Annotated in this window: 27 protein-coding genes; 15 read left to right on the top strand and 12 right to left on the bottom strand. The window is 68.9% G+C overall.

Going from position 1 to position 26,165, the window contains the following annotated elements; all coding sequences use genetic code 11:
- Nucleotide 1: 1 nt before the first annotated feature.
- From AB7E83_RS02965 to AB7E83_RS02955, 3 genes are read left to right on the top strand one after another with little or no spacing between them, the layout of a single operon-like run.
- Nucleotides 2–886, top strand: coding sequence for an HpcH/HpaI aldolase/citrate lyase family protein (locus AB7E83_RS02965; RefSeq protein WP_428565251.1), 885 nt, complete (start codon nt 2–4; stop codon nt 884–886).
- Nucleotides 883–2,106: a CaiB/BaiF CoA transferase family protein gene (locus AB7E83_RS02960; protein ID WP_428565249.1), complete on the top strand. Its 1,224-nt coding sequence runs from the start codon at nt 883–885 to the stop codon at nt 2,104–2,106. The genes AB7E83_RS02965 and AB7E83_RS02960 overlap by 4 nt, the downstream gene beginning before the upstream one ends.
- A gap of 55 nt (nt 2,107–2,161) precedes the next feature.
- Nucleotides 2,162–3,769 (top strand): AMP-binding protein, encoded by a 1,608-nt coding sequence (locus tag AB7E83_RS02955; RefSeq protein ID WP_428565247.1) that lies wholly within the window; start codon nt 2,162–2,164, stop codon nt 3,767–3,769.
- Nucleotides 3,770–3,790: 21 nt separating this feature from the next.
- Here AB7E83_RS02955 and AB7E83_RS02950 read toward each other — a convergent pair whose 3' ends face one another.
- Nucleotides 3,791–4,090, bottom strand: coding sequence for an addiction module antidote protein (locus tag AB7E83_RS02950; RefSeq protein WP_428565245.1), 300 nt, complete (start codon nt 4,088–4,090; stop codon nt 3,791–3,793).
- Between the two features lie 25 nt (nt 4,091–4,115).
- Nucleotides 4,116–4,409, bottom strand: coding sequence for a type II toxin-antitoxin system RelE/ParE family toxin (locus tag AB7E83_RS02945; protein ID WP_428565243.1), 294 nt, complete (start codon nt 4,407–4,409; stop codon nt 4,116–4,118).
- 102 nt (nt 4,410–4,511) lie between these two features.
- Here AB7E83_RS02945 and AB7E83_RS02940 point away from each other — a divergent pair, with 102 nt between their 5' ends.
- Complete coding sequence (locus tag AB7E83_RS02940) at nt 4,512–5,411, top strand: LysR family transcriptional regulator (protein ID WP_428565241.1); 900 nt, start codon at nt 4,512–4,514, stop codon at nt 5,409–5,411.
- A gap of 39 nt (nt 5,412–5,450) precedes the next feature.
- Here AB7E83_RS02940 and AB7E83_RS02935 read toward each other — a convergent pair whose 3' ends face one another.
- Both AB7E83_RS02935 and AB7E83_RS02930 read right to left on the bottom strand, forming a co-directional pair.
- Nucleotides 5,451–6,962 carry a tripartite tricarboxylate transporter permease gene (locus tag AB7E83_RS02935; protein WP_428565239.1) on the bottom strand — a complete coding sequence of 504 codons (1,512 nt, stop codon included), beginning with the start codon at nt 6,960–6,962 and terminating at the stop codon, nt 5,451–5,453.
- 21 nt (nt 6,963–6,983) lie between these two features.
- Nucleotides 6,984–7,475: a tripartite tricarboxylate transporter TctB family protein gene (locus tag AB7E83_RS02930; RefSeq protein WP_428565237.1), complete on the bottom strand. Its 492-nt coding sequence runs from the start codon at nt 7,473–7,475 to the stop codon at nt 6,984–6,986.
- Between the two features lie 128 nt (nt 7,476–7,603).
- On the opposite strand from AB7E83_RS02930, the gene AB7E83_RS02925 reads away from it, so the two are divergent.
- Together AB7E83_RS02925 and AB7E83_RS02920 are read left to right on the top strand one after the other, a co-directional pair.
- Nucleotides 7,604–8,293, top strand: coding sequence for a response regulator transcription factor (locus AB7E83_RS02925; protein ID WP_428565235.1), 690 nt, complete (start codon nt 7,604–7,606; stop codon nt 8,291–8,293).
- A complete protein-coding gene (locus tag AB7E83_RS02920) occupies nt 8,290–9,750 on the top strand; it encodes a sensor histidine kinase (RefSeq protein ID WP_428565233.1) in 1,461 nt (486 codons plus the stop codon). Before AB7E83_RS02925 ends, AB7E83_RS02920 begins: the two co-directional genes overlap by 4 nt.
- Nucleotides 9,751–9,754: 4 nt before the next feature.
- Here AB7E83_RS02920 and AB7E83_RS02915 read toward each other — a convergent pair whose 3' ends face one another.
- Entirely contained in the window at nt 9,755–10,579 is an 825-nt protein-coding gene (locus tag AB7E83_RS02915) for an enoyl-CoA hydratase/isomerase family protein (RefSeq protein ID WP_428565232.1), read from the bottom strand.
- A 126-nt stretch (nt 10,580–10,705) separates the two neighbouring features.
- Between AB7E83_RS02915 and AB7E83_RS02910 the strand changes: the two genes are divergently transcribed.
- The 6 genes from AB7E83_RS02910 to AB7E83_RS02885 are packed head-to-tail and all read left to right on the top strand — an operon-like array spanning nt 10,706 to nt 17,366.
- The gene (locus AB7E83_RS02910; RefSeq protein WP_428565230.1) at nt 10,706–11,476 is read left to right on the top strand and encodes an enoyl-CoA hydratase/isomerase family protein; all 771 of its coding nucleotides are present in this window, start codon (nt 10,706–10,708) and stop codon (nt 11,474–11,476) included.
- 37 nt (nt 11,477–11,513) lie between these two features.
- Complete coding sequence (locus AB7E83_RS02905; RefSeq protein ID WP_428565228.1) at nt 11,514–12,170, top strand: TetR/AcrR family transcriptional regulator; 657 nt, start codon at nt 11,514–11,516, stop codon at nt 12,168–12,170.
- A gap of 33 nt (nt 12,171–12,203) precedes the next feature.
- Nucleotides 12,204–13,373, top strand: a complete 1,170-nt coding sequence (locus AB7E83_RS02900) for an acyl-CoA dehydrogenase family protein (RefSeq protein WP_428565226.1) — start codon at nt 12,204–12,206, stop codon at nt 13,371–13,373.
- Between the two features lie 31 nt (nt 13,374–13,404).
- Entirely contained in the window at nt 13,405–14,823 is a 1,419-nt protein-coding gene (locus tag AB7E83_RS02895) for an MmgE/PrpD family protein (protein WP_428565224.1), read from the top strand.
- Nucleotides 14,824–16,077 carry an acetyl-CoA hydrolase/transferase family protein gene (locus tag AB7E83_RS02890; protein WP_428565222.1) on the top strand — a complete coding sequence of 418 codons (1,254 nt, stop codon included), beginning with the start codon at nt 14,824–14,826 and terminating at the stop codon, nt 16,075–16,077.
- A gap of 14 nt (nt 16,078–16,091) precedes the next feature.
- Nucleotides 16,092–17,366, top strand: coding sequence for an MFS transporter (locus AB7E83_RS02885; RefSeq protein ID WP_428565220.1), 1,275 nt, complete (start codon nt 16,092–16,094; stop codon nt 17,364–17,366).
- 34 nt (nt 17,367–17,400) lie between these two features.
- On the opposite strand, the gene AB7E83_RS02880 is transcribed toward AB7E83_RS02885, so the two are convergent.
- On the bottom strand, nt 17,401–17,658 hold the full coding sequence (locus AB7E83_RS02880; protein WP_428565218.1) for a hypothetical protein: 258 nt from the start codon (nt 17,656–17,658) through the stop codon (nt 17,401–17,403).
- A gap of 265 nt (nt 17,659–17,923) precedes the next feature.
- Between AB7E83_RS02880 and AB7E83_RS02875 the strand changes: the two genes are divergently transcribed.
- On the top strand, nt 17,924–18,136 hold the full coding sequence (locus AB7E83_RS02875) for a hypothetical protein (RefSeq protein ID WP_428565216.1): 213 nt from the start codon (nt 17,924–17,926) through the stop codon (nt 18,134–18,136).
- 43 nt (nt 18,137–18,179) lie between these two features.
- Here the strand turns inward: AB7E83_RS02875 and AB7E83_RS02870 are convergent, their stop codons facing one another.
- The 3 genes from AB7E83_RS02870 to AB7E83_RS02860 form a co-directional block, all read right to left on the bottom strand.
- Nucleotides 18,180–19,052 carry an HpcH/HpaI aldolase/citrate lyase family protein gene (locus AB7E83_RS02870; RefSeq protein ID WP_428565214.1) on the bottom strand — a complete coding sequence of 291 codons (873 nt, stop codon included), beginning with the start codon at nt 19,050–19,052 and terminating at the stop codon, nt 18,180–18,182.
- Nucleotides 19,049–19,771 (bottom strand): type IV pilus assembly protein FimV, encoded by a 723-nt coding sequence (locus AB7E83_RS02865; RefSeq protein ID WP_428565213.1) that lies wholly within the window; start codon nt 19,769–19,771, stop codon nt 19,049–19,051. Before AB7E83_RS02865 ends, AB7E83_RS02870 begins: the two co-directional genes overlap by 4 nt.
- 85 nt (nt 19,772–19,856) lie before the next feature.
- Nucleotides 19,857–20,225 carry an Hpt domain-containing protein gene (locus AB7E83_RS02860; RefSeq protein WP_428565212.1) on the bottom strand — a complete coding sequence of 123 codons (369 nt, stop codon included), beginning with the start codon at nt 20,223–20,225 and terminating at the stop codon, nt 19,857–19,859.
- 247 nt (nt 20,226–20,472) lie between these two features.
- Here AB7E83_RS02860 and AB7E83_RS02855 point away from each other — a divergent pair, with 247 nt between their 5' ends.
- Nucleotides 20,473–21,252, top strand: a complete 780-nt coding sequence (locus AB7E83_RS02855; RefSeq protein WP_428565210.1) for a hypothetical protein — start codon at nt 20,473–20,475, stop codon at nt 21,250–21,252.
- Between the two features lie 25 nt (nt 21,253–21,277).
- Here the strand turns inward: AB7E83_RS02855 and AB7E83_RS02850 are convergent, their stop codons facing one another.
- From AB7E83_RS02850 to AB7E83_RS02840, 3 genes are read right to left on the bottom strand one after another with little or no spacing between them, the layout of a single operon-like run.
- Nucleotides 21,278–22,072, bottom strand: a complete 795-nt coding sequence (locus AB7E83_RS02850) for an alpha/beta fold hydrolase (protein WP_428565208.1) — start codon at nt 22,070–22,072, stop codon at nt 21,278–21,280.
- Between the two features lie 32 nt (nt 22,073–22,104).
- Nucleotides 22,105–23,013 carry a hypothetical protein gene (locus tag AB7E83_RS02845; protein ID WP_428565206.1) on the bottom strand — a complete coding sequence of 303 codons (909 nt, stop codon included), beginning with the start codon at nt 23,011–23,013 and terminating at the stop codon, nt 22,105–22,107.
- Nucleotides 23,006–23,311 (bottom strand): hypothetical protein, encoded by a 306-nt coding sequence (locus AB7E83_RS02840; protein ID WP_428565204.1) that lies wholly within the window; start codon nt 23,309–23,311, stop codon nt 23,006–23,008. The genes AB7E83_RS02845 and AB7E83_RS02840 overlap by 8 nt, the downstream gene beginning before the upstream one ends.
- Before the next feature lie 142 nt (nt 23,312–23,453).
- On the opposite strand from AB7E83_RS02840, the gene AB7E83_RS02835 reads away from it, so the two are divergent.
- A complete protein-coding gene (locus AB7E83_RS02835; protein WP_428565202.1) occupies nt 23,454–26,153 on the top strand; it encodes an excinuclease ABC subunit A in 2,700 nt (899 codons plus the stop codon).
- The last annotated feature ends 12 nt before the right edge of the window (nt 26,154–26,165 follow it).

Raw genomic sequence — 26,165 nt, 5'->3', positions numbered from 1 at the left:
CATGCCGAAGATCGCCGCCATCCGCTCCCTGATGTTCGTCCCCGGCCACCGGGAATCGATGATCGACAAATGCGCCGCTGCGGGAGCCGATGCCGTCGTCCTCGACCTCGAGGACAGCGTGCCCGGGCCCGACAAGGTGGCCGCGCGCGAACTCGTCGCGGGCAAGCTCGCCGGGCTCGCCGCCAAGGGGCAGCGCACCTACGTGCGGATCAACCGCACGCGCCATCTCTACAGCTTCGAGGACATCCTCGCGGTCGTGCAGCCGGGGCTGGAGGGCATCATGCTGTCGATGCCCGACGGCCCGCTCGACGTCGCGATCGCATCCGCGCTGGTGGCCGAGGCCGAGGAACGCAACGGCGTGGCCGAAGGCAGCGTGGGCATCATTCCCGCGCTGGAGACGCCGCGCGGCCTGCAGCATGCGTGGGAATGCGCGCAGGCCGAACGCGTGGTCGCGCTTGTCGGCGCGAGCGCGAAGAACGCCGACCTGCAGCGCGCCATGGAGTGGGAGTGGCAGGAGGATTCGCTCGAGTCGAAGTACATGAAGTCGCGTGTCATCATGGCCTGCCGCGCCGCGGGCAAGCAGCCCATCGGCGGCATCTGGCAGCAGGTGCACGACCTCGACGGACTGCGCCGCTACGCGCAGATCGACCGCAAGCTGGGCATGGGCGGCACGACCATCCTGCATCCGAGCAATGCGGCGGTGGTCAACGAGATCTTCATGCCCACCGCCGAGGACGTCGCCTATTACGAGGGCATGGTGAAGGCTTACGAGGAAGGCCTGGCCAACGGTCGCGCCTCCGTCATGTACAAGGGCGAGCACATCGACACCGCGCACTTCGCCACGGCGAAGCAGAAGATCGCGCTGGCGAGGAGCCTGCGGAAATGACGACGAGCGCCACCGCCGAATCGCCGCTCCACGGCATCCGCGTCATCGACATGACCTCGCTGGGCATGGGCCCGCTCGCCGCGCAGATCCTCGGCGACTATGGCGCCGATGTCATCAAGCTGGAGCCGCCCACGGGCGACGTGTTCCGCCACGTGCTGCCCCAGGGCACGCCCGGCATGAGCCACGCGTTCATCCAGTTCAACCGCAACAAGCGCAGCGTTTCGCTCGACCTGAAGAAGCCCGAGGGCCTGGAGGCCGCGCGCAAGCTGCTGAAGACCGCCGACGTGGTGCTGTCGAACGTGCGGCCCTCGGCGATGAAGGCGCTCGGCCTCGACTACGAATCGGTCCGCGCGATCAAGCCCGACATCATCTTCGCCGCCGCGTATGGCTATTCGGAGCGCGGTCCCTACGCGGGCCGGCCGGCAGCGGACGACACGATCCAGGCGATGTCCGGCGTGGCCGGGCTGCAGCAGCTCGCCTACGGCAAGGCGACGCTCGTCGCCAACGTCGTCGCGGACAAGGCGGTGGGCCAGGCGCTCGTGGGCGCGGTGATGGCGGCGCTCATCCACAAGATGAAGACGGGCCAGGGCCAGCGCATCGAAGTGCCGATGTTCGAGACGATGGTGGCGTTCACCATGCCCGAGCACATCGCGGGCATGACCTTCGATCCGCCCAAAGGCGGGGCCGGCTATTCGCGCGTGATCAATCCCGAGCGGCGACCGTACAAGACGAAGGACGGCTGGCTCTGCGTGCTGCCCTACACCACGCCGCAGTGGCAGCGCTTCTTCGCGCTGATCGGCCGCGACGATCTCGCGAAAGACCCGGTCCTCGCCGATCCTGTGGAACGCAGCAAGCGCTTCCGCGAACTGTATTCGCTCATCGACGAGGTCATGCCGCAGCGCACGACAGACGAGTGGGTGCAGGCGCTGCTCGACGCAGACATTCTCTTCGGCAAGGTCAACACGCCGGACGACCTGATGGCCGATCCGCACCTGGCCGCGCTCGACATGTTCCCGCTGGTGGAGCATCCGTCGGAGGGCCAGGTCCGGCTGATCGGCTTCCCCATCGAGTTCACGCAGACGCCCATGCGGCTGAACCGCCTGCCGCCGACGCTGGGGCAGCATTCGCGCGAGGTGCTGGCGGAACTCGGCTACGACGGCGACGCGATGGATCGGCTGCAGGCGGGCGGCACGCTCGTGGGTCCCGAGGTTGTTTCGTGAGGTTCGGGTCCGGCGTTTGTGCCTGAAAATGGGACGCTCGATGCAAGGAGGCTCCATGGACGAAGACCGGGCAAGGACGCTCGCGCAGTGGCTCGACGCGCGCGCCGAAGGCGGGCAGGGCGATGACCGCTGCATGGTGGACGGCGGCGTATCGCTGACGTGGGCGGAGCTCGCGCGGCGCAGCCGCAGCCTGGCCACGGGCCTGGCCGGGCTCGGCGTGAAGCGGGGCGACCGCGTCGGCCTGTGGCTGCCCAACCGGTCCGCGTGGCTCGCGACCTTTCTCGCCTGCGCGCGGCTCGGCGCCATCGCGGTCTCGATCAACACGCGCTTTCGCAGCGCCGAAGTCGGCGACCTGCTGTACCGCAGCGGCGCGGGCGTGCTCGTGTACTGGCCCGGCTACAAGGCCATCGATTTCGAAGGCATCCTGGCGCAGTGCGGCGCCGAGGCCCTGCAGCATCTGCGCACCGTCGTCCTCTACGGCGAAGGCGATGGCGTCCTGCCGCCGGCGCCCGCGGGCAAGCAAGCCGTGGCGTTCGCGCAGTTGCTGGGCCGCGCGGAGATGAAGGACGACGAGGGCGGCGCCGATGCCCCCTGCGTGATCTTCACGACTTCGGGCACGACCAAGGCGCCGAAGCTCGTGCTGCACAAGCAGGAGAACGTCCTCGCGCATGCGCGCAACGTCGCGCGCCAGTACGGACTCGACGCCGGCAAGCGCTTCCTTCTGCTGCCGCCGTTTTGCGGGGTGTACGGGTTCTGCAGCGCGATGGCCGCTTTGGTCTCGGACAGCCTGCTTGTGCTCGAGGCCGCGTGGAGCCCGCCGCAGGCGCGCGAACTCATCGCGCAGCACGCCATCACGCACTTCGCCGCGTCGAACGAAGCCGTGGCGCAATTGCTCGATGCGCCGGGCAGCGAGGATGCGTTCGCCTCGCTGGAGCTCGTCGTCTCCGCCAACCTGAATCCGGCGCATGCCGACGTGCCGCTGCGCGCGGCCGAGCGCGGCATCGTCGTGAGCGGCCTCTACGGTTCGTCCGAGATGCAGGCGCTGTTCTCGCTGTGCGACCCGGCCGGCGAGCCGGAAGTGCGCGGCCGCGCGGGCGGCACGCCGGCGAGCGCGGTGGCCCGGGTGCGCACGCGCGACCCCGAAACGAAGGCGCTCTGCGCGCCGGGCGTGCCCGGCGAGCTCGAATTCCTCGCGCCCGAGAGCGGCTTCGTCGGCTACTTCAACGACCCCGAGGCGACGCGGGCGGCGTTCACCGACGACGGCTATTTCAGGTCCGGCGACCTCGGCACGATGGACGGCGACGGCGAGACCTTCACCTACCTCGCGCGCATCGGCGACACGCTGCGCCTGGGCGGCTTCCTCGTGAGCCCGGCCGAGATCGAGGCGGTGGTGCAGGAGCATCCCGCCATCGAAAGCTGCCAGGTGGTGGGCGCGCGCACGAAGGAGGCGGTGCGGCCGGTGGCGTTCGTCATCGCGCGTCCGGGGCAGCCGGTGCCGGAGAAGGATATCGTCGCGCACGTCGCGGCGCGGCTGGCGAAGTACAAGGTCCCCGTTCGCATCATCGCGCTCGATGCTTTTCCGACGACGGCAAGCGCCAACGGCACGAAGGTGCAGAAGACGAAGTTGAGGGATATGGCGGAGGCCGCGCTCGAACGCGGGTAAGCGATCGGCCTGAACGGAAGCTCAGGTGGCCAAAGGCTCGACGCTCAGCCGCAGACCCATTGCATGCAGCACCTTGTTGAGCGTTCCGAGGGTCGGATTTCCCTTGTCGCTCAAGGCGCGGAAAAGAGTTTTCTCGCCCACTTCCGCGCGACGAGAAACCTCGGCCATTCCGTGCGCTTTCGCGACGTGCCGCAGGGCCACCAGCAGCGCCGCCGGGTCTTCCAGCGCCAGCACGGCGTCCAGGTAGGCGGCAGCCTCGGCCGGATCTTTCATCGCCTCGCCCATGTAGTCATCCCAACTCACGTCCCGCGATGCACTCATGGTCTACCCCTTTGCTTCCAGTCCTTCAAAAATCGACGGCCTGCTTGATCGCCTGGCTCTGGTCGGCCTTGTTGCTGCCGCATAGAAGCAACACCAGAACGTCTCCCTGCCGGCTCAGATACACCCGATACCCAGGGCCGAAGTCGATGCGCAATTCCTGGACACCCTCGCGCAGCGCCTTGCAGTCGCCGAAGTTTCCGGCAGCCACGCGCGCCAACCGCGCGCGAATGTGCGCTCGCGCCTTCGCATCCTTCAGCTTGTCCAACCACTGCGACAGGGGCACGCGGCCCCGGCTATCCGTGTAGAGTCGCAGATTCATATGGTATTCTAAATGATACTGTTCTGCAGGCTTGCGACGGGGTTCTCGGCGCGCGCGGAGTGCTGAAATGTCGGGCGCATGGATGGGGCTAAGCTTCAGTCCGTGCGCAAGCTCACCATCACCAACCTCGAACTCGCCGTCTGGATCGGCAAACTCGGCAGCTTCACTGCGGCCGCCGAGCGCATGCACACGACGCAGCCGGCGGTGTCGGCGCGCGTGAAGGAGCTGGAGGACATCCTCGGTCACAAGCTCTTCGTGCGGCAGGGCCGCGGCGTGGAGCTCACGCCGGAAGGCCGCGAATTCGTCGGCAAGGCGGAGAACCTGCTGCGGCAGCTCGATGCGTTGTCGATCTCTTTCGCCAAGTCCAGCATCGCCGGCGTCGTGCGGCTGGGCGCGAGCAGCATGTGCCTCGATCTGCTCGCGAAGGTCGGCAACCAGCTGGCGCAGACCATGCCGCTGGTGTCCTTCGAGGTCGACATCGACCGCGCGGCGCGGCAACTCGATCTGCTGGAGGCCCGCAAGATCGACGTGGCGATGCTCTCCGGGCCGGTCGACCCGCACAAGTTCCGGACGCGCAGCCTGGGCTACGACCGCATGCTCTGGGTGACGTCGCGCGAAGTGCTCCGGCAGCGCGCCGACGTGCCCGCGTCCGAGCGGCTCGCGGGCCTGCCCATCTGGTGCGTGCATGCCGATTCGTTCTACTTCGGGCCGGCGACCAAGGTGCTGCGGGCGCAGGGCGCGAACGTCGAGCGCAACAACGCCACGGGCATCACGCTGGCCGTGGTGAAGATCGTGAGCGCGGGCTGCGGCATCGGCCTCGTGTCGGAAAGCATGGTGCGCGACGAGCTCGCGCGCGGTGTGCTGGTGCCGCTGCCGGACTTGCCGCCTTGCGACACGATCGAACTGTCGGTCGTGACCATGGCCGATTCGAGCAGCACCATCATCGACGAGGTCGTGGAAGCGGCAACGGCGTGCAGCGAGTTCCGCCGCACGCCGTTCTGACGTGGCCGGCGGCTCGCGCCGCCGATCGAAGACGCAGCCTCAGTCTTCCACGAACGCCTCTTCCCGCTTCGTCTTGATCGACGGCAGCAGCACGATGGCGAGCAGCACGGCGGCCGCGGCCAGCAGGCTGGCGGACAGCGGGCGCGTGACCAGCACGCTCCAGTCGCCGCGCGACAGCAGCAGCGCACGCCGCAGGTTCTCTTCCATCATCGGCCCGAGGATGAAGCCGAGCAGCAGCGGCGCCGGTTCGCAGCCGAGCTTGATGAAGATGTAGCCGATCACGCCGAAGATCGCGACCATCCAGATGTCCCACGTGTTGTTGTTCGTGGAGTACACGCCGATGGCGCAGAACAGCACGATGGCGGGGAACAGCCAGCGGTAGGGGACGGACAGCAGCTTGATCCACATGCCGATCAGCGGCAGGTTCAGGATGATCAGCATGGCGTTGCCGATCCACATCGAGGCGATCAGGCCCCAGAACAGCTGCGGGTTGCTGGTCATCACCTGCGGGCCCGGCTGGATGTTGTGGATGGTCATCGCGCCGACCATCAGCGCCATCACGGCATTGGGCGGAATGCCCAGCGTGAGCAGCGGGATGAACGAGGTCTGCGAGCCGGCGTTGTTGGCCGCCTCGGGCGATGCCACGCCGCGGATGTTGCCCTTGCCGAAGGGCACTTCGCCCGGCTTCAGCTTGGTCTTCTTCTCGATCGTGTAGGCCGCGAAGGCGGACAGAAGCGCGCCCCCGCCCGGCAGGATGCCGAGCATGGAGCCGAGCGCCGTGCCGCGAAGGATGGCAGGCGCCATGCGCTTGAAGTCTTCCTTGGTCGGCCACAGTCCGGTGACGCCGGCGGTGAACACTTCGCGCTCCTCGGCGGATTTGCCGAGGTTCATGATGATCTCGCCGTAGCCGAATACGCCCATCGCGATCACGATGAAGCCGATGCCGTCGGTGAGCTCCGGGATGTCGAACGAGAAACGCGCGACGCCGGAATTCACGTCGGTGCCGACGAGGCCGAGCAGCAGGCCCAGCAGGATCATGGCGATGGCCTTGATGAGCGAGCCGGAGGCCAGCACCACCGCGCCGATCAGGCCCAGGATCATCAGCGAGAAGTATTCGGCGGGGCCGAACTTGAACGCGACTTCGGTCAGGGGCGCGGCGAACGCGGCCAGGATCAGGGTGGCGACGCAGCCGGCGAAGAAGGAGCCGATGCCGGCCGCGGCCAGCGCCGGACCCGCTCGGCCCTGCCGCGCCATCTGGTAGCCGTCGATGATGGTCACCACCGAGGACGACTCGCCGGGCAGGTTCACCAGGATGGCGGTGGTGGAGCCGCCGTAGGCCGCGCCGTAGTAGATGCCGGCCAGCATGATGAGCGCCGACACGGGCGGCAGCGCGTAGGTGGCGGGCAGCAGCATCGCGATGGTCGCGACGGGGCCGATGCCCGGCAGCACGCCGATGGCGGTGCCGAGCACGCAGCCGATGAAGCAGTAGAGCAGGTTGATCGGCGTGAAGGCGACGCCGAAGCCCAGGGCCAGGTTGCTGAAGAGTTCCATGATGACCTCGTTGTCCTGGGTTCAGGCGCCGACGACGAACGACGGCCAGACGGGAAACTGCAGCTTGAGCAGCAGGATGAAGGCGACGTAGCTGCCGATGGCGAGCACGGTGCCGAGGACCGCGATTTCCTTCGCGACGAACTCTTCGCCCGCCATGGCGGCGACGAAGCAGAGGCCGTAGATCGCGACGATCAGCCCGAAGGACGGGATGCCCAGCTTCGGAATGCCCGACAGAAGAATTCCGAAGAGGACGTTGGAGCCGATGATGTAGCCGAGCGGCTTCCAGGCCCAGGTGCCGATCGGCTCGCCGTCCGCGGTCTCGACGACGAGCGACTCGAAGGTGATGAATGCGCCGACCGCCGCGAGGATGACGCCGAGCATGAGCGGGAAATAACCCGGCCCCATGCGCGCTCCATCGCCGATGGAATACGTTGTCGCGCCGATGGCAAATGCGATGCCGACGACGCAGAACATCAGTCCCGAATAGAAATCCTGCTGGCTCTTGATCCTCACGTGTGTCTCCATGGGGTGAAACGTCCCCCGCCCGCCGATTACCGCCCGCCACGCCTGACCCGCCACTGACCCGGGGGGTACGCGGAACTGCGTAGCGCCGCGCGCGAATCCTCGGCTACACCTTGCGGATGCGGATCCTGCTGGTGGAAGACGACCCGGTGCTGAGGGACGTCGTGTTGATGAGCCTGGGCGACGGCGGCCATCGGGTCGACGTCGCCGGTTCCATGGAAGATGCCGATGCGCTGTGGAAGGCGCAGGCATTCGACGCGGTGCTCCTCGACCTGAACCTGCCGCACACGAGCCAGCCGCGAAGCGGCCTCGGCAGCGGCCTCGCACTGCTGAAGTCGGCGCGCGAGCGCGGCGACCGCACGCCGGTGCTGGTGCTGACCGCGCGCAATCGCACCGACGAACGCATCGCGGGCCTGAACGCGGGTGCGGACGATTACCTCGGCAAGCCCTTCGACCTCGCCGAGGTCGAAGCGCGCCTGCGCGCCATCGCTCGGCGCACGCATGCCACGGCGGACCAGGTGCAGCTCGGCGAGCTCGCGCTCGACCGGCGCGCGCGCCGCTTCAGCGTGCGCGAGCAGCCGCTCGAAATGCCCTCGCGCGAGTTCGAGGTGCTGTGGGAGCTGATGACGCCGCCCGGTCGCGTGGTCAACAAGCGCCAGCTCGCGGAGAAACTGTCGGGCCTGGAAGACTATCTCGGCGAGAACGCGCTCGAGGCCTTCGTGTCGCGCCTGCGCAAGAAGCTCGCGGGCAGCGGCGCGCGCATCCGCACGCTGCGCGGGCTCGGCTACCTCATCGAGCCCGGCGAATGACGCGCCGGCCGCTGCCGCGCCTCGCCTCGGCGCTGCTGCGCCGCCTCATCGTGCCGCTGGCCGTGGCCTGGCTCGCGGGAACGGCGCTGTCCTTCGGCACCGCGTGGTACTTCGCGCGCAGCGCCTTCGACCGCACCCTGCTGGAGGACGCCTACCTTCTCGCGACGCACGTGCGCGCGGGCGGCGACCGGCTGGAACTCGCGCTCAGCGAAGACGAGGTGCGCCGCGCGCTGTTCGACCGCGTCGAGACCGTCCACTTCGCGATCCGGGACGACAGGGGCGTGCTCGTCGCGGGCAACGCCGCGCTGCGCGTCGAGGCGCCGGACGCGGGTGCCACGTATCGCTTCGACGACATCGACGTGCGGGGCGAAGTGCTGCGCGCGGTCCACCTGCGGCTCGCGAGCCCGCAGGCGGTCCAGGTGGTGGTGGCGGAGACCACGCTCGACCGCGGCGACGCATTCCGGCGGCTGATCTGGTCGTCGCTGCTGCCCGAAGCGACGCTGCTGCTGGTCATGGCCTTGTGGGTGCGCCGCACGATCCGCCGCGACATGGAGCCCCTGTCGCAGCTGCAGCAGGCGGTGGCCGCGCGCAGCGGCACCGACCTCGCGCCGGTGAAGGCCGACGCGACGAGCCAGGAGCTCGCGGCGCTGACGGGCGCGATCAACGGCCTGCTCGCGCGGCTCGCGTCGAGCGTGCGCGCGCAGCGCGAGTTCGCGGGCAACGTCGCGCACGAGCTGCGCACGCCGCTCGCCGGCATTCGCGCGCTCGCGGAATACGGGCTCGCGCAGTCGGACCCGGCGGCCTGGCGCGAGCAGCTGGAGCGCATCGCCGCGAGCCAGGCGCGCGCGAGCCGGCTCGTCGACCAGTTGCTCGACCTCGCGCTCGCCGAGGAGGCCGCGGCCGGGCTGAAGTTCGTGCCGGTGGCCCTGCACGAGCTCGCGGCCGATGCCGTGATGCGCTTCCTGCCGCGCGCGGACGCGGCCGGCGTCGATCTTGGCGCCACCGGCGTCGATTCGCCCGTGCATGTGATGGCCGATGCGACGCTGGTGGAGGCGATGCTCAACAACCTGGTCGACAACGCGCTGCGCTACGGCGCCGCGCCGGACGGCGAGGCGTCGACCGTCACGGTGTCGCTCGAACGCGCGTCCGGGAAGGTCGTGCTCTCGGTGCAGGACAACGGGGCGCATGTACCGGGCGAACAGCAGGCGGCGCTCGTGGCGCGCGGCGCGCAGGGGCGGCTGGGCGAACTGCTGGGGCAGGGCGCGGGGCTGGGGCTCTCGCTGGTCGCGCAGTACGCGCGGCTGATGGGGGCGGATGTTTCGCTGGGCAGCGGCGAGGGTGGACGGGGCTGGCGGTGCGCGGTCGCGTTCCCGGCGGCCGTCGTCCCCGCGACGGCGGAGACCCCCGGCTCCCACGCCGCTTTCGAAAGCCCTGGATCCCCGCCTTCGCGGGGATGACGGATCAGAACCGCGCTTTCCTTTTCTCGCCGAACGCGCGCAGCCCTTCGCGGCATTCCGGATCGGTGAGCGACTTGTACAGGTGCGCGCTCGGCGCACTCGGCACGATCTGGTTGATGTACTCCTTGTACAGCGCGCGCGCATTCGGCGAGGTCTTGCCGATCTCGCGCACGACTTCGCGCGTGCGATCCATCAGCGCCGCATCGTCCACCACTTCCGTGATCATGCCGATGCGTTCGGCCTCTTCGGCGGAAATCATCTTCGCGGTCACCAGCAGGTAGCGCAGCTTCGCGAGGCTGACCTTGCCGAACAGCAGGCTGGGGATCATCGAGCTCGCGATGCCGATGCGCGCCTCGGGGATGCCGAAGGTGGCGCTGCGCGCGGCGATCTGCACGTCGCACACGCAGGCGAGCGCCAGGCCGCCGGCGACGCAGATGCCGTTGATGGCGGCAATGGTCGTCTTCTCGCAGTACTTGATCTGCTCGAACGGCATCATGTCGTCGTAGGCATGCAGCGCGAGCGGATTCGGGTCGTCGAGTTTCTCCAGCACCTCCTTGAGGTCGCCGCCCGTGCCGAAGGCGCGTCCGGTGCCGGTGAAGACGATCACGTCGACGTTGTCGTCGGCCGCGGCGAGGCGCAGCGCGGACTTCACCTCGCCATAGAGCTTCGTGGTGAATGCGTTGAGCTGCTCCGGCCGGTCGAGCCGGATGAGGGCGTAGCGGTCCTGGACCGTGTATTCGAGTTGCTCGAACTGGCTGAATTGCGCGTACTGGTTCACGCACGCAGGATAGTGCGGCCCCGCACCCTTGCCGCGTTCGAAATTCTTCAAGCCAGATCCGTTCCGCATGGCGGATATCGCCCTCGACACGCGCGTGGCGAGGCACCTATAGTCGCCCGACTGACGCGCCAGTCAGTCGTCTGGCCGTCTTCCGAAACAGTGGAGCATCCAACCCCCATGGGAACCGTCAAATTCGAGCGTGAAGGCCACATCGCGTGGATCATCCTGGACAACCCGACCAAGATGAACGCGATCAGCAAGGACATGGCGGGCCAGATCCGCGAAGCCTTCGACGAGATCGAGCGCAACCCCGACATCCGCGTCGCCATCGTCACGGGCGAGGGCGAGAAGGCCTTCTCGAGCGGCGGCCAGATGGACGCCTACGTGGCCAGCGGCGCCATCGGCGAAGGCAGCTCGGGCGAGCCCACGTCCATTCCGAAGCCCGACGGCATGACCAAGCCGATCATCGCCGCCATCAATGGCTGGTGCCTGGCCGGCGGCTTCGGCCTCGCGATCGGCTGCGACCTGCGCGTGGCCGCGTCCACCGCGCAGATGGGGCCGAGCGGCCTCAAGCGCGGCGTGGTGCCCGGCGCGCAGCAGACCGAGCGGCTCGTGAAGCTCGTGCCGTTCGGCAAGGCGCTCGAGATCCTGCTGCTGTCGCGCTTCATCACGGCGCAGGAAGCGCTGGAATACGGCCTGGTGCAGCGCGTGGTCGAGCCGGGGCAGCTGCGCGAAGCGGCGCGCGAATGGGCGACCACCATCGCCGGCTTCAGCCCGCGCGCGGTGCGCGACACCAAGAAGCTCGCGTACGACTCGCTCACGATGGACTGGCAGGCATCGTTCGAGCACGGCAAGGGCGTGATGCAGCAAAGCTTCCAGACCGAGGACGGCATCGAAGGCTTCAAGGCATTCCTCGAGAAGCGCCAGCCGCGCTTCACGGGCCGCTGAGACGGTCCGCGAACGACGCGAACGACGCGACCACGCGATGGACGCCGGGTTTTCCACCCTCGGGGCGCGCAGCCTCGACACCTACGTCAGCAGCATCCGCAGCCTGGTGGACGACCGCGAGCTGCTGTCGGCCAACCGCGAGAAGCTCGCGGACACGGCGGTGCGGCTGTTCCGGGAGCGCGGCTTCCATCACACGTCCACGCGCGACATCGCCCGCGCCGCGGGCATGAGCGCGGGGGCGCTCTACCAGTACATCGAGCAGAAGGAGGACCTGCTGGTCCTCATCCTGCAGAAGATCATCCGCACCTACGAGGCGCGGCTCTTTCCGCTCGAGGCCGGCGCGTCATCGGCGCGCGAGCGCATGGACCGCGCCATCGAGGTGTATTACCGCATGCTCGACGAGAACAGCGAGAGCATCGACCTGTTCTTCCACGAATACGCGAACCTCGGCCGGCTCACCAAGCGCTACATCGCCGAGAACGACGCGCGCGTGTTCGAGGCGCTGCGGCACATCGTCGAGCAGCGCGTGGCGGAAGACGGCCTGGACGGCGTCGACACGCGCTTCGTCACGCACAACATCATGTCGATGGGGCAGATGTGGTCGCTCAAGCGCGGCCTGTTCCGCGAAGTGATGACGCTCGACGGCTACATCGCGCAGCAGAAGGCGCACCTCGAAAAAGTGCTGCGGCCCTGAACCCCACCCATTACTCCCACGAAAAGCAAAGCCATGCTCGAACTCGAACTCTCCCCCGAACGCCAGCAGATCAAGGATGCCGTGCAGGCGCTCGTCGACCGCTTCGACGACCACTACTGGCGCGAGAAGGACGCGACGCACACCTACCCCGACGAATTCCAGAAGGCCATGGCCGAGGCCGGCTGGCTGGGCATCATGATGCCGCCGGAGTTCGGCGGCGCGGGCCTGGGCCTGACCGAGGCGTCGATGCTGATGCAGATCGTGGGCAATTCGGCCGGCGCGCTCGCGGCCTGCACCACGATCCACATCAACATCTTCGCTCCGCACGCCATCGTGGTCCACGGCACGGAGCAGCAGAAGAAGGACATCCTGCCGCCGCTGATCAAGGGCACGGACATCACCGCGTTCGGCGTGACCGAGCCCGACGCGGGGCTGGACACCACCAACATCTCCACGCGCGCCGTGCGCAACGGCACGGGCTACACGCTCACCGGCCGCAAGATGTGGATGTCGACCGCGCAGCGCGCCAACAAGATGATGGTGCTCGCCCGCACGACGCCCATCGAGCAGTGCAAGAAGCGCACGGACGGCATGTCGCTCTTCTACACCGACCTCGACCGCAGCAAGGTCGAGGTGCGCGAGATCCGCAAGCTCGGCCGCGCGGCGGTCGACTCCAACGCGGTGTTCATCGACAACCTGCACGTGCCGCAGGAGCACCTCATCGGCGAGGAGGGCCGCGGCTTCCACATCCTGCTGGACGCGATCAACCCCGAGCGCATCCTGGTGGCCGCCGAAGCCGTGGGCATCGGCCGGCGCGCGCTCATGAAGGCGACCAACTATGCGAACGAGCGCGTGGTGTTCGGCCGGCCCATCGGCAAGAACCAGGGCATCCAGCATCCGCTCGCGCGCAACTGGATGGAGCTCGAAGCGGCCGACCTGCTGGTGTGGCGCGCGGCGCAGCTGTACGACGCGGGCAAGCCCTGCGCGCCCGAGGCGAACGCGGCGAAGTTCATGGCGGCCGAAGCGGCGCTCAAGACGTGCGAGCAGGCCGTGCGCACGCTGGGCGGCATGGGCTACGCCGCCGAGTACGACGTCGAGCGCTACTACCGCGAGATCATGGTGCCGAACATCGCGCCGGTGAGCCGCGAAATGATCCTGAACTTCATCGGCGAGCGCGTGCTGGGGCTGCCCCGCTCGTACTGAGTCCATCACTTCCACCGCGAAGGAGCATCCCATGGCGACGACAGGACAACTCACCCGCGGCGTTGCGACGCCGCAGCAGCGCGAGGGCATGTCGGTGCGTCTCGCCGAGTACATCGCGCGCGTGGCGAACGCGCCGCTGACCGAGGCGGACGTCGAGGCGGTGCGCCGCCTGATGCTGGACAACTTCATCATCTCGCTGTGGGGCGAGCGCCAGCCCTGGACGCGCGAACTGCGCGACTGGGCGAAGCGCTTCGCCGGCACGGGGACGAGCCCCGTGCTGGGCGCGGACTGGACGGCCGACGCCTCGATCGCCGCGCTGATCCACGGCACGGCGTCGCACAGCTACGAACTCGACGACGCGCACGACGAGACCTTGAGCCATCCTGGCTCGGTCATCATTCCGTCCGCGCTCGCCGTGGGCGCGACGCTCGGTTCGTCGCAGATGGACCTGATGCGCGCGGTGACCGTCGGCTACGAATCGATGGCGCTGGTCGGCTGCACGGCGAGCGGCATGGACACGGTGCATGCCGGCTTCCACCCGACCTCCACGTTCGGCTCGCTCGGCGCAGCGGCGGCGTGCGCGAGCCTGCGGGCGTACAAGGACGGCGAGAAGGTCACGGCCGATCTCATCGTGCGCGCATGGGGCCACGGCCTGTCACAGGCCTGCGGCTCGATGCAGTTCTCCGCGGAATCCGGCGGCGGCGCGGTCAAGCGCGTGCATGCCGGCTACGGCGCGCGCAACGGCGTGGAGTCGGCGGAATTCGCGCGCCTGCCCGCCATCACCGGCCCCGCGCAGCCCATCGAAGGCACGTACGGCCTCGCCGCGATGTTCGGCGGCGAATTGCGCCACGTGGAGCCGGCCTCGATGCTGCAGATCCACCGCATCAGCCTCAAGCCGTATTCGACCTGCCGCCTGTTCCACTCGACCATCGATGCGCTGGACCAGCTCACCGACGGCTTCACGATGGAGCCGGACCGCATCGAGCGGATCACCGTGCGCGGCCACGCGCTGATCCGCAACCAGCACATGCAGATGCGCCCGACCTCGCCGATGGCCGCGCAGTACAGCTGCCCGTACATCGTGGGCGCGACGCTCGCCTACGGTCCGCGGCGCTTCGCGGCGTATTCGGGCGACTACCTGAACGACCGCAAGATCCTCGACATCGTCGAGCGCGTGCGCTTCGAGGAGAGCGAGGAACTCTCGGCCTACTACCCGCAGCGCTATGCGACGGGCGTGGAGTTCCAGTTCAGGGACGGCACGAGCCGGTCCGCCGTGGTGATCGAAAGCCGCGGCACGCCCGACAAGCCGCTTTCGCGCGAGGAAATTCTCGCCAAGGCCGACGGCCTCGCCGAGCAAGGCCAAGGCGCGCCTGGCCGTCATTTCGCCGATCTGCTGTGGGACCCGGAGCAGGGTGCGCTGCGGATCGCGCAGGTTTTCTCGAAGCTGTAGATGCCCACTCAAGTTCAAACCGCGCGCGAAGCCATCGCCGCCATCAAGCCGGGCGACAAGGTCGTGGTCGCCGGCTGCTCCGGCGTGCCCGCCGAGCTGCTGCGCGCGATCATGGAGAAGTCCGAGGAGTTGCCGGGCGTCACGCTCTATTCGGGCATGCTCTGCGGCCCCGGCAACTACGGCTTCATCGCGCCGCCCTACGACGAGCGCCTGCGCTACGTCACGTGGCACATGCCCACCGCCTTCATGAAGGGCGTGGCCGGCGCGCGTGTGGAGTTCCTGCCGATTTCCTGGGGGCGCATCCACCGCTTCGTGCAGGACCTGCAGCCCGACGTCGCGCTCGTGAGCCTGTCGCCCGAGGAAGCCGGCGAATACAGCCTGGGCGTGAGCGTGGGTTATCACCGCAGCGCGATCCGGTTCGCGAAGACCGTGATCGCCGAGGTGAACGACCGCATGCCGCTCAGCTTCGGCGATTCGCGCGTCGCGCCTTCGGACGTCGACACGATCGTGAAGACCTCGCGCACGCTCGACCCCTTCGACCAGCCGACGACGCACGACCCCGTGCTCGCGACGATCGGCGACATCGTGGCCGAACTGATTCCCGACGGCTCGCCGCTGCAGATCGGCGTGGGCGGCATTCCCTCGGCGGTGCTGACCGGACTGAAGCGGCTGGGACGGCAGGTCACGCTGCATTCGATCATCACGGACGAGGGCGTGGATCTCGCGCTGGCCGGCGGCACCTGTCCGCTCGTGCCGGGCGGACCGACCATCGTGGCCGTCGAGACGCTCGGCACGCAGAAGTGCTTCGACTACATCGCGCGCAACGAGCGCGTCCACATGGTGCCCTCGACGCGCATGCAGAACCCGATGGAGCTCGGCAAGCTGCGCGGCTTCTGCTCGATCAATTCGTGCCTCGAGATCGACCTGCTGGGCCAGTGCGGCTCGGAGATGCTGGGCGGCAAGCAGATCAGCGGCATCGGCGGCAGCACCGATTTCATGGAGGGCTCGTGGCTCTCCGAAGGCGGCTTCAACGTCGTCGCACTGCCCTCGACGACCAACAAGGGCCACTCGCGCATCGTGCCCATGCTCGCCGGGGGCACGGCCGTGACGCTGCCCCGTCATGCGGTGCACACCGTGGTGACCGAGTACGGCATCGCGCGCCTGTTCAACCTGTCCGACCGGGACCGGCGCGATGCGCTGATCTCGATCGCGCACCCGGATCATCGCGCCGCGTTGCGGCGCGGCCAGCTCTAGTGTCCAGGGACCCGATGCGCAAGCTTCACTATGCCTGGATCGTCGCGGCGGTCACCTTCGCCACCTTGCTCGTCTCCGGCGCGATCCGCGCGACGCCGGGCCTGCTGATCGTTCCGCTCGAGCAGGAGTTCCACTGGTCGCGCGCGACGATCTCGTTCGCGGTGGCCGTGAACATCCTCATGTACGGCGCCATCGGCCCGTTCGCCGCCTCCATGCTGGAGTCGTACGGCCTGCGGCGCATGATGCTGATGGCGATGGTCCTCATCGCCACCGGCGTCGCGCTGACCCCGCTGATGCGCGAGCCCTGGCAACTGGTCGTGCTGTGGGGCGTGGTCGTCGGCGGCGGCACCGGGATGGCCGCCAACGTGTTGGCCGCCGTCGTGGCGGTGCGATGGTTCAGCACTCGGCGCGGATTGGTGACGGGCGTCCTCACGGCATCGGCGGCGGCGGGGCAACTGTTGTTCCTGCCGCTTTTCGCCGCCGTCATCTCCCACTTCGGCTGGCGCGCCATGGCGCTCACCCTCACCGGCGTGGCGCTGCTGCTGCTCGTGCCCATCGGGCTGTGGATGCGCAACCGGCCGGAGGACATCGGCCTGCGTGCCTATGGCGAGGCGCCGGATGCGCCCGTGGCCGCGCGAGCGCCCGCGGGCAATGCGATCTCGTCGGCCTTCGCCACCTTGAAGCACGTTTCGCGAAAGCGCGATTTCTGGCTGATCGCGGCAAGTTTCTTCGTCTGCGGCTTATCGACCAACGGCCTGATCGGCACGCACCTGATTCCGATGTGCAGCGACCGCGGCATCACGGAGATGGTGGCGGCGAGCATGCTCGCTTCGATGGCCATCTTCAACTTCATCGGCGCGACGGGCTCCGGCTGGCTCAGCGACCGGTACGATCCACGCAAGCTCCTGCTCGTCTACTACACGCTGCGAGGCATCTCGCTCGTCGTGCTGCCTTACGCATTCGATTCGTTCTTCACGCTTCTGCTGTTTACGATCTTCTACGGTCTGGACTGGATCGCGACCGCGCCGCCCACGGTGCGCCTGATCGGCGACGCCTTCGGCAAGAATCAGACCGGCGTGATCTACGGCTGGGTGCTGGTCGTCCACCAGATCGGCGGCGCGTCGGCCGCCTGGCTGGGCGGCGTGATGCGCGTGAACCTCGGCTCGTACACGCAGGCCTTCGTGATCTCGGGCGTGCTGTGCTTCGTGGCGGCCGTGGTCGTGATGCTCGTGGGGCGCGGCGGCGCCGCAAGCGGGCGGCCCATGCAGCTGTCGCCGCAGGCCGGCTGAGGACGGCGCGCTTGCGCGCGCCGCTTCGGCCCGGTCAGTGCAGCACCGGCTGCTGGCCGAGGCGTTCCTGCAGGCTGCGCACGGCTTCCTGCAGTCGGGTCATCTCCGCCATGGCCGCGTCCACCCGGTCGGCGGGAGCGCCCGCCTGCTGCAGGTCGAATGCACGTTCGAACGCGCTTTCGGCGTGGCGGCTGGTCGCGGCGAGTTGCGAGCGCAGGCGGCACATGTCCGCGACGGCTTCGGTGTTCACGGCGACGGCTTGGGTGTTCACTGCCACGGCTTCGATGTTCATCGTGTTCCCCTGGGGGCGTTGTTGATGGAACGAAGTGTCGGCCCGGCCCGCGCGCCGTTCGTGTAGGCCGCGTCGCCTCGATGGCGTCGTCCGCTGCCGGGGCGCGCCCGTCGCGATTTCCATCGGCTGAATTGCGCCTGCATTGCAATGCGCGCCGGCCTACGGCCGCGTTGGCTGTGCGGGCCCTGGTGGCATCGGTTGCGCCCACGCGCGACGGCGAAAACCGGCTCTTTCGCGCCGGGGCCGCGTCGCCCACCATTGCATCATGAACACCTCGAACACTCCCCGCACCCGCCAGCGCACGCTCGCCGCGCAACCGGCGGCCGCCCTGCATCATGCGGCGAGCGACATGGGAGAGGGCCCTGCGTTCCGACGCGGCTTCGCCGATGCCGGCCTCGCCTCGCACGCCGGTGGGGGCGCAGCCGGTCGCCGCCTTGAGCGCCTGCTCCTGGTTGCGCGGCAGATGCAGCAGCACTGAGAGGCGAGGGCGAGGCGGCCGCAGGGCGACGCGCCTTGCGGGCCTACCTTGCCTTGCGCAGCACCTGCTTCGCCATCTCGAGGTGCAGCAGTTCCACCATCTTCCCGTCGAGATTGATCACCCCCTTGCCGGCATTCGCCGGATCCGCGAAGGCGGCGACGATGGCCTGTGCCTCGGCCACGGCCTCCGGCGAGGGCGAGAAGATGCGGTTCGCGGGCTCCACCTGGGTGGGGTGGATGAGCGTCTTGCCGTCGAAGCCCATCCGCTGGCCCTGCAGCGCCTCGGCGTCGAAGCCCTCGACGTTGCGGAAGTCGTTCCACACGCCGTCGAGGATCGCGACGCCGTTCGCCTTGGCGGCGAGCACCGCGCTCATCAGCCATGGCAGCATGAACTGTCGCCCGTGCGCCATCGTGACGCCCGTTTCGCGCGCGATGTCGTTGGTGCCGATCACCAGGCAGTCGACCGCGGCCGAAGCGCCATGGCGCGCCGCTGCGATGTTCGCGACCTGCAGCAGGCCCTGCGCCGTTTCGATCATGCACCACAGGGCCGTCGTCCCCGGGCCGAGCGCGGCGTCCAGGGCGCGGCGCAGCGCGGCCACTTCATCGGGATGCGAGACCTTGGGCGCGAGCAGGGCGTCGGGGCGGCAGCGCTTCACCGCTTCGAGGTCGGCGGCGAAGTCGGGCGAGCCGACCGCGTTGGTGCGGATCACGTTCGCGGCGGAGGCGCTCACGGGGCCGCTGGCGAAGGCTTCGACGAGATTGCGGCGTGCCTCGTCCTTGACCTCGGGCGCGACCGCGTCCTCGAGGTCGAAGACCACGGCATCGGCGGGGAGCGTGCGCGCCTTGTCGATGGCGCGCTTGTTGGTCGCTGGGAGGTAGAGGGCGGAGCGCAGCGGGCGCGAGGTGTCGGTGGTCATGGGCGGGTACGCGTGTCGTCGATCGCGAGAACGAAATTCATGTCGCCAGAAGGCGCGGCTGCCGAGCCTTGCCTCGGCGGACTTTTTTGCCCTTCTTGGCTTTCGCGGTCCTGTTGACCTTCACCGCCTTCGCCGATTTCGCGGCCTTCGCGGACTTCACAGACTTCACAGCCTTCACGGACTTGTCGGATTTCACGGACTTGAAGGACTTCACTGCCGCGACGTCCTTCAAGGCCAGCCCTGCCTTCCCTGCTTTCGCGCGCCGGGCCACGGCCTCGACCGGCGGGGGGGGCCGGCGCGACCGCGGGTGCGGATGGGGGCGCCGGCTGGAACCACAGGGTGTAGTCGCGCACGACCTCGCCGCCCGGCCAGCGGGCACGGAGAAGCAGGTCGACGAACTCCTTGTCGACCGGCTGGCGCGTGGCGACGCGCGCGACATACCGGCCATCGTCGCGCCGGACGACGGATACTTCGGCATCCTCCAGCGCAGGGTGCAGGTCCAGTCCCACCTTCCGGAAGGTCTCGGCCGGCGCCACACCGATCTGGAGCGCGGCTGCGTCGTCGGCCGTGACGTCGGGCAGCTCGACTTCCGCGCGCACCGGCTCCCCGGAATGCGATTGGACCGCGATTCGTCCGAGCCCCAGCGCGGTGGCGTCCTCGCCGAGGCCGACGAGGGTCAGGAAGATCATCGCGAGGGTGGCGATGGAAACGATGGGCACTGCGCGAAATTCCTCCGGCCGCCATTCGGCCTGCAATCCTCGTAGTGGAGCACACCTCGCGGTGCGCGTCATCGCGCGGGAAGCGTCAGGCTGCGGAAAAATTGAAGTAGTGATCCCGCACGGCCGCAGAAGTCGCCGTGGCCGCGTGCTCCAGCTCGCTCACGAGCGCCGCATCGAGCGCGCTGGCGTGCTCGATGCGAGCCGCGATGCTGGCGACCCGGGCGAAGCCGAGCGTGCCGGCCGAACCCCTGAGCTTGTGCGCCTCGGACCGGACGAGCTGCGCCTCGGCCCGGCCCGACTTGAGCGTGATGCAGAAGCGTTCGCAGGCGGCAAGTCCCGCTTCCACCAGCACGCGCACCTCCTGGGCCGGCAGATAACGCTCCATCACGCCGATGGCCTTGCTCTCCACCAGCGGAAGGTCGGCGGAGGTCGAGGTCGTGATCGAAGTCGTCATGCGCGGTATTCCAGTCGTGGTCGGAAGCCGCAAATTTAGGCGAGGGACCGCGGAGGCGCTTAGGGCTCTTGCCTACCCGGCTTAAGCGGTTGGTACGAAGACGGAGGGGCGGGAGCCCGAATGGAGGGGGACGCAGGAACACGCAACCGCATGAAGATCGCGAACACGTCTTCACTCCCGCTTCATCATGAACTTCATCTGCGGATGCGCCGCCATGCCGGCTTCGACCCACACGCCCATCAAGCAAATGGGCGCGGCACGCGGACCTGTCTCGCCGGATCAGGTTCTGTTCGACACCGACCCGCTTTTTCTCCGGGTGGCCGGCAGCCTGCCTTCGCCGCAAGCGCAGGCCTTCCGTGACGCTCGCTACGAGCTGGAGCTGATGTGCGGCTGCCTGGCCAGCGAAGTCCCCCAGGCGGATCGGCGTTCGGTGGTCGAGTTGTGCAACAGGCTGCTCCACCTCGCGGGCGTATCGCGGCGACTCGCCGACACGCCCGACGACGGCACGCGGGCGCGGGCCGCGCTGAAATACATCAAGGCGCACGTCAACGAACGGGCGGCGGCGGATTACTCGCCGCCGCCGAAAAACGGCGAGGTGATCGCGGACATGATCCGCCACGACCTGAGCCGGATGCCGAAGTGGCTCGGCAGGTTGCATGGACTGGACCCGTCGATGGCCGCCGACCTCCGGCCGGTCGCCGCGGAACTTCAGGGACGCGTGGAGAGCATGGGTGTCGCAGCCGGTCGCAACGACGTCCGGCTGCTGAAGGACGAGTATCACGAACTGAAGCGCATCGTCGAACTGTCCGCAGCGGACCTCTGCGCGAACCTGCGCCACCGCCCGCCCGGGTCGCTTCGCAACGAGCTTCAACGCACCGCCGCCCTGCTTCAGGAGATGCTGGAGACCCTCACGGTTCGGGACTACGAGCTCGGGCGCCTGATCGACGATCCGGGCTACGAGGCGCATGTCGCCATGGCGCTGCGGATGGCGCGGCAACCCCTCGACGTCGTGGAAGAGGAGAGTTGACGACGCGGCGCCGAATTCCCCAGGTCTAGGCGACGCTCTGCCTCAGGAATTGCATGAGGATCGGCGTGAATTCCTCCGGGTTCTCGGCCCACGGGTAGTGCCCCGCGCCGGAGACGACGTGGAATTCGGACCGCGGGATCAGCGCCGTGAGCCGGCGCATGCCTTCCGCGTAGCCGACCTTGTCGACCTCGCCCGCGACGAGCAGCGTGGGCACGTGCAGGGCGCGCAGGGCGCCGACCGCGTCTTCGTCCTTGTAGGCCTGCACCGCCTTCACCGAGGCCTGCACGGCGGCGGGCGGCGTCTGCATCGCGACCTGGCGAACGACGTCGACGTCGGGCCCGGATGCGCCCGCGCCGAACATCGAGTTCACCAGCGCAAGTTGCGCGTCGAGCGGACTCGTGCCGGGTGGCGGCGGCGCGGAACGCGCCTTCACGAACGCCGCCTGTTCCTCCGGCGTGCGGTTGCCGAAATAGCCGATGGTGGCCGTGATGACGGCCGCATGCACGAGATCCTTCACCTTGCCCGCGAGACGCGGCGTGATCTGGCCGCCCATGCTGTGGCCGAAGATCACGTTGCGCTCGCCCGCCGTCGCGCGCACGAGCCGCGCACCGGCTTCGGCGACGCTGTCGAAGCTGTGGTTCGCATCGAGCGCGGAGAGGCCGTAGCCGGGCGCATCCCATGCGATGACGCGATACCCTTCGGCGACGAGGCGCCGCGTGAGCGGCCGCCAGTATTCCTTGGCGCCGTAGATGCCGTGCAGCAGGTAGACGGTGACGCGGCCGGCGTCGTGGGTGATCGTGTGGTCGGGAAGATGCGCCATGCTTGATTCCGTGAGCCGTGACTGTTCGGAGGTCACCGCGGAACCGGCTTTGCCGGGCCGCTGGTGGCGCCCCCTCGAGGGGGAAGCGCCGTAGGCGCTTCGGGGGTGGGCCAAGATACACCGCCCATGCTGCAGCGCAGGCCGGCCGTGGGTTCGTAGCAGACGACGCGCGCCTTCGCGCCCGCGGCGGCGCCCCAGGCGACGAACCACGCGATGAGCTCCGGCGTGCCGCCCGCGCCCGCTTCGCGCATGCGCTCGAGCGTGCATTCGTCGAACGCCTTGCGCGTATCGCCGGACTCGAGCAGCGAGAGGAACCAGCGGTCGAACGCCTCGTCGATCTCGAAATAGCGCGGCCCGCCCGGGTCGTGCGACAGGCCGCCCGTGCCCATCAGCGCGACGCGCAGCCCGGCGGGCAAATCGTCGCGGATGGACTGCGCGAGCTTCTCGCCGACCTCGAAGCAGTGCCGCGGCGTGGGCACCGGCGGCACGAGGCAGTTCATGTGGATCGGGACGAACGGGATGTCGAACCGCGGCGTGAGCGTCGCGAGCGGCACGGAGAAGTTGTCGTCGAAGAGCAGGTCGCTGCGGAACGCGAGCGAGACGCCGCGCCGGTCCATCGCATGCACCAGCGCCTGCGCGACGTCGGGCCGCCCCTTCACCTCGTAGGGAGGCAGCGCGAGCCAGTCCTGGAACCACGCGGCGGGACCTGTCCACTGCGCCGCGGTGCCGATGCAGAAGTCCGCCGGGTTGTCGAAGGGCAGGTTGAGCAGGTGGTCGTTGCCGAAGCCGATGAGCACGTCGGGCTTCGCCTCGTGGAGCAAACGGCCGAGTTCGGCATAGCCGGCGGTGAGGTTCGCGCGCTGCGACTCCGTGGCCTGGTGGAACCAGCCCGTCATGCCGGGCGCATGCGCGAGCGCGAAGGAGCACACGAGCTCAGCCACGGGGGGAATCCTCCACCAGTGCCTTGCGGTAGGCATCGACCGCCGCGCCCGCATGGTTGTTGCGCGAACCGTGGAAGAGCCGCGTGACCTGCGTGATGAAGTAGGGATGCAGGCCGAGCGCCAGCATGCGCTTGAGATCCTGCGCGCGGAAGGCCTCGCGCTCGTCGTCGCCGAGGGCGTAGTCGCGCATCAGGCCTTCGAGGTCGGCGGCGAAACGCGCCACCAGCGCCGGGTCGCGGCGCACGTCGAAGATCATCCGGTTGGAAGGCAGCGTCCGCTTGAAGTCGGCGAGGCTCATCGCGGCACCCGTACTCGATTATCTTTCATCGAATCGATTATCTGCGGCGCAGTCGGGCTGTCAATCGTTCAGTGGCGGCCTACACAGCAAAGCGCGCGCCGCCCACTGCGCCCTCGCCGTCGCGACGGTAGCTTCCTCGACGATGGCGAAGGAACGCAAACACGGCAACGGCAACGGCAACGACAGCGGCCCGGACAAGGATGCCGATGAGCCGCAACGCGACACGCGCGGCGGGTCCCCGGGGGGCTTCGTGCGCGTGCGCGGCGCACGCGAACACAACCTGAAGAACGTCGATGTCGAGGTCCCACGTAACGCGATCGTCGTCTTCAGCGGCGTCTCGGGTTCGGGCAAGTCCTCGCTCGCCTTCGGCACGATCTTCGCGGAGGCCCAGCGCCGGTACCTCGAATCGGTGTCGCCGTACGCCCGCCGGCTGATCGACCAGGCGGGCGTGCCCGACGTCGACGCGATCGAAGGCCTGCCGCCCGCGGTGGCGCTGCAGCAGCAACGCGGCACGCCGAGCGTGCGCTCGTCCGTGGGCAGCGTCACGCAGATCTCGAACCACCTGCGCATGCTCTATTCGCGCGCCGGGCGCTACCCGGCGAAGCAGCCGATGCTCTTCGCCGAGGATTTTTCGCCGAACACGCCGCAGGGCGCGTGTCCGCGCTGCCACGGGCAGGGCTCGGTGTACGAGGTGACCGAGGCCTCGATGGTGCCCGACGATTCGCTGACGATCCGCGAGCGCGCCATCGCCGCCTGGCCGCCCGCCTGGCATGGACAGAACCTGCGCGACATCCTCGTCACGCTGGGCTACGACGTCGACATTCCCTGGCGCGACCTGCCGCGCAAGGAGCGCGACTGGATCCTGTACACCGACGAGACCCCCACGGTGCCGGTCTATGCCGGGTTCACGCCGAAGGAGACGCGCGCGGCGCTGAAGCGCAAGCTCGACCCGAGCTACATGGGCACGTTCACGAGCGCGCGCAACTACGTGCTGCAGACCTTCGCGACCACGCAGAGCGCGCTGATGAAAAAGCGCGTGTCGCAGTACATGGTGGCGAGCCGCTGCCCGTCGTGCGAGGGCAAGAAGCTCAAGCGCGAAGCCTTGTCGGTGACCTTCGCCGGGCTCGACATCGGCGCGCTGTCGCACCTGCCGCTGACGGCGCTGGCCGAAGCGCTGCGGCCGACGGCCGAGGGGCGATTCGACGAAGGCGAGGGCGGAACACGCATCACCCGCGAGGCCTCGCGCGCAGCCAGCCGCGAGCGCGTCGCGCACGGCGGCGCATCGCATGCCGCCGCGCCGGACGTGCGCCTGACGCCGCATCTGTCCGAGGAAAAGCGCATCGCGGCGCAGCGGCTCGCGCACGAGGTGCTGATGCGTGCCGACACGCTCGTCGAACTCGGGCTCGGCTATCTCTCGCTCGACCGCGCCACGCCCACCCTGTCGCCGGGCGAGCTGCAGCGCCTTCGGCTGGCGACGCAGCTCGTGTCCCAGCTCTTCGGCGTGATCTACGTGCTCGACGAGCCCTCGGCCGGCCTGCATCCCGCCGACAGCCAGGCGCTGCTCGCGGCCCTGCGCCGGCTGAAGGCGGCGGGCAACACGGTCTACGTGGTCGAGCACGACATCGGCACCATGCGCCAGGCCGACTGGCTCGTGGACGTCGGCCCGGAGGCCGGCGAGCAGGGCGGCCGGGTGCTGTACAGCGGGCCGCCCGCGGGTCTCGCGCAGGTCGCCGAATCGCAGACGCGCCGCTACCTGTTCGACGAAGTGCCGCTGGCGCGCTCACGATTGCGCGAGGCGCGCGGATGGCTGCGACTGCACGGCATCACGCGCAACAACCTGAATGCGCTGGAAGCGGAGTTCCCCGTCGGCTGCCTCACCGCCGTCACCGGCGTGTCCGGCTCCGGCAAGTCGACGCTGGTGAGCCAGGCCCTGCTGGACCTCGTCTCGCGCCATCTCGGCAGCGCATTGCCGGCATCGGAAGAGGACACCGGGGAAGTCGATGCGCCCCGCGTGGATGCGGGCGGCACGCTCGGCGGCGACCTGCACGCGATCCGCCGCCTGGTGCAGGTGGACCAGAAGCCGATCGGCCGCACGCCCCGTTCGAATCTCGCCACCTACACCGGCCTCTTCGACGCCGTGCGCAAGCTGTTCGCCGCGACGCCCGAGGCGCGCAAGCGGCGCTACGACGCGGGCCGCTTCTCGTTCAACGTGCCGAAGGGCCGATGCGCCACATGCGAGGGCGAGGGCTTCGTCTCGGTCGAGCTGCTCTTCATGCCGAGCGTGTACGCGCCGTGCCCCGACTGCCATGGCGCGCGCTACAACGACAAGACGCTGGATGTGACGTACAAGGGCCGCAACATCGCCCAGGTGCTGGGGTTCACCGTCGACGAGGCGCTCGGCTTCTTCGCCGACGAGCCGGCCGTCGCGAAGCCGCTGCAGGTGCTGCAGGACATCGGTGTCGGCTACCTGCGCCTCGGCCAGCCGGCCACGGAGCTGTCCGGCGGCGAGGCGCAGCGCATCAAGCTCGCGACCGAGCTGCAACGCGCGCACCGCGGCGACACGCTGTACGTGCTCGACGAGCCGAGCACCGGCCTGCACGCCGCCGACGTGGACCGGCTCATGGCGCAACTCGACCGGCTGGTGGACGAAGGCAACACCGTGGTGGTGGTCGAGCACGACATGCGCGTGGTCGCGCGTGCGGACTGGGTGGTCGACATCGGGCCGGGGGCGGGTGCCGAAGGCGGGCGGATCGTGGCGAGCGGCAGGCCGGACGCGGTGGCCCGCTCGCGCGAAAGCCGTACCGCGCCGTTCCTGCGCGAAGCCCTCGGCAAGGCGCGGTGAGAAACTTCGCAA

Source organism: Ramlibacter sp., assembly GCF_050250995.1.
Taxonomy (GTDB): Bacteria; Pseudomonadota; Gammaproteobacteria; order Burkholderiales; family Burkholderiaceae_C; genus Ramlibacter.
The sequence above is the reverse complement of the archived record's forward strand: the minus strand, read 5'-3'. Positions and strand labels throughout refer to the sequence as shown.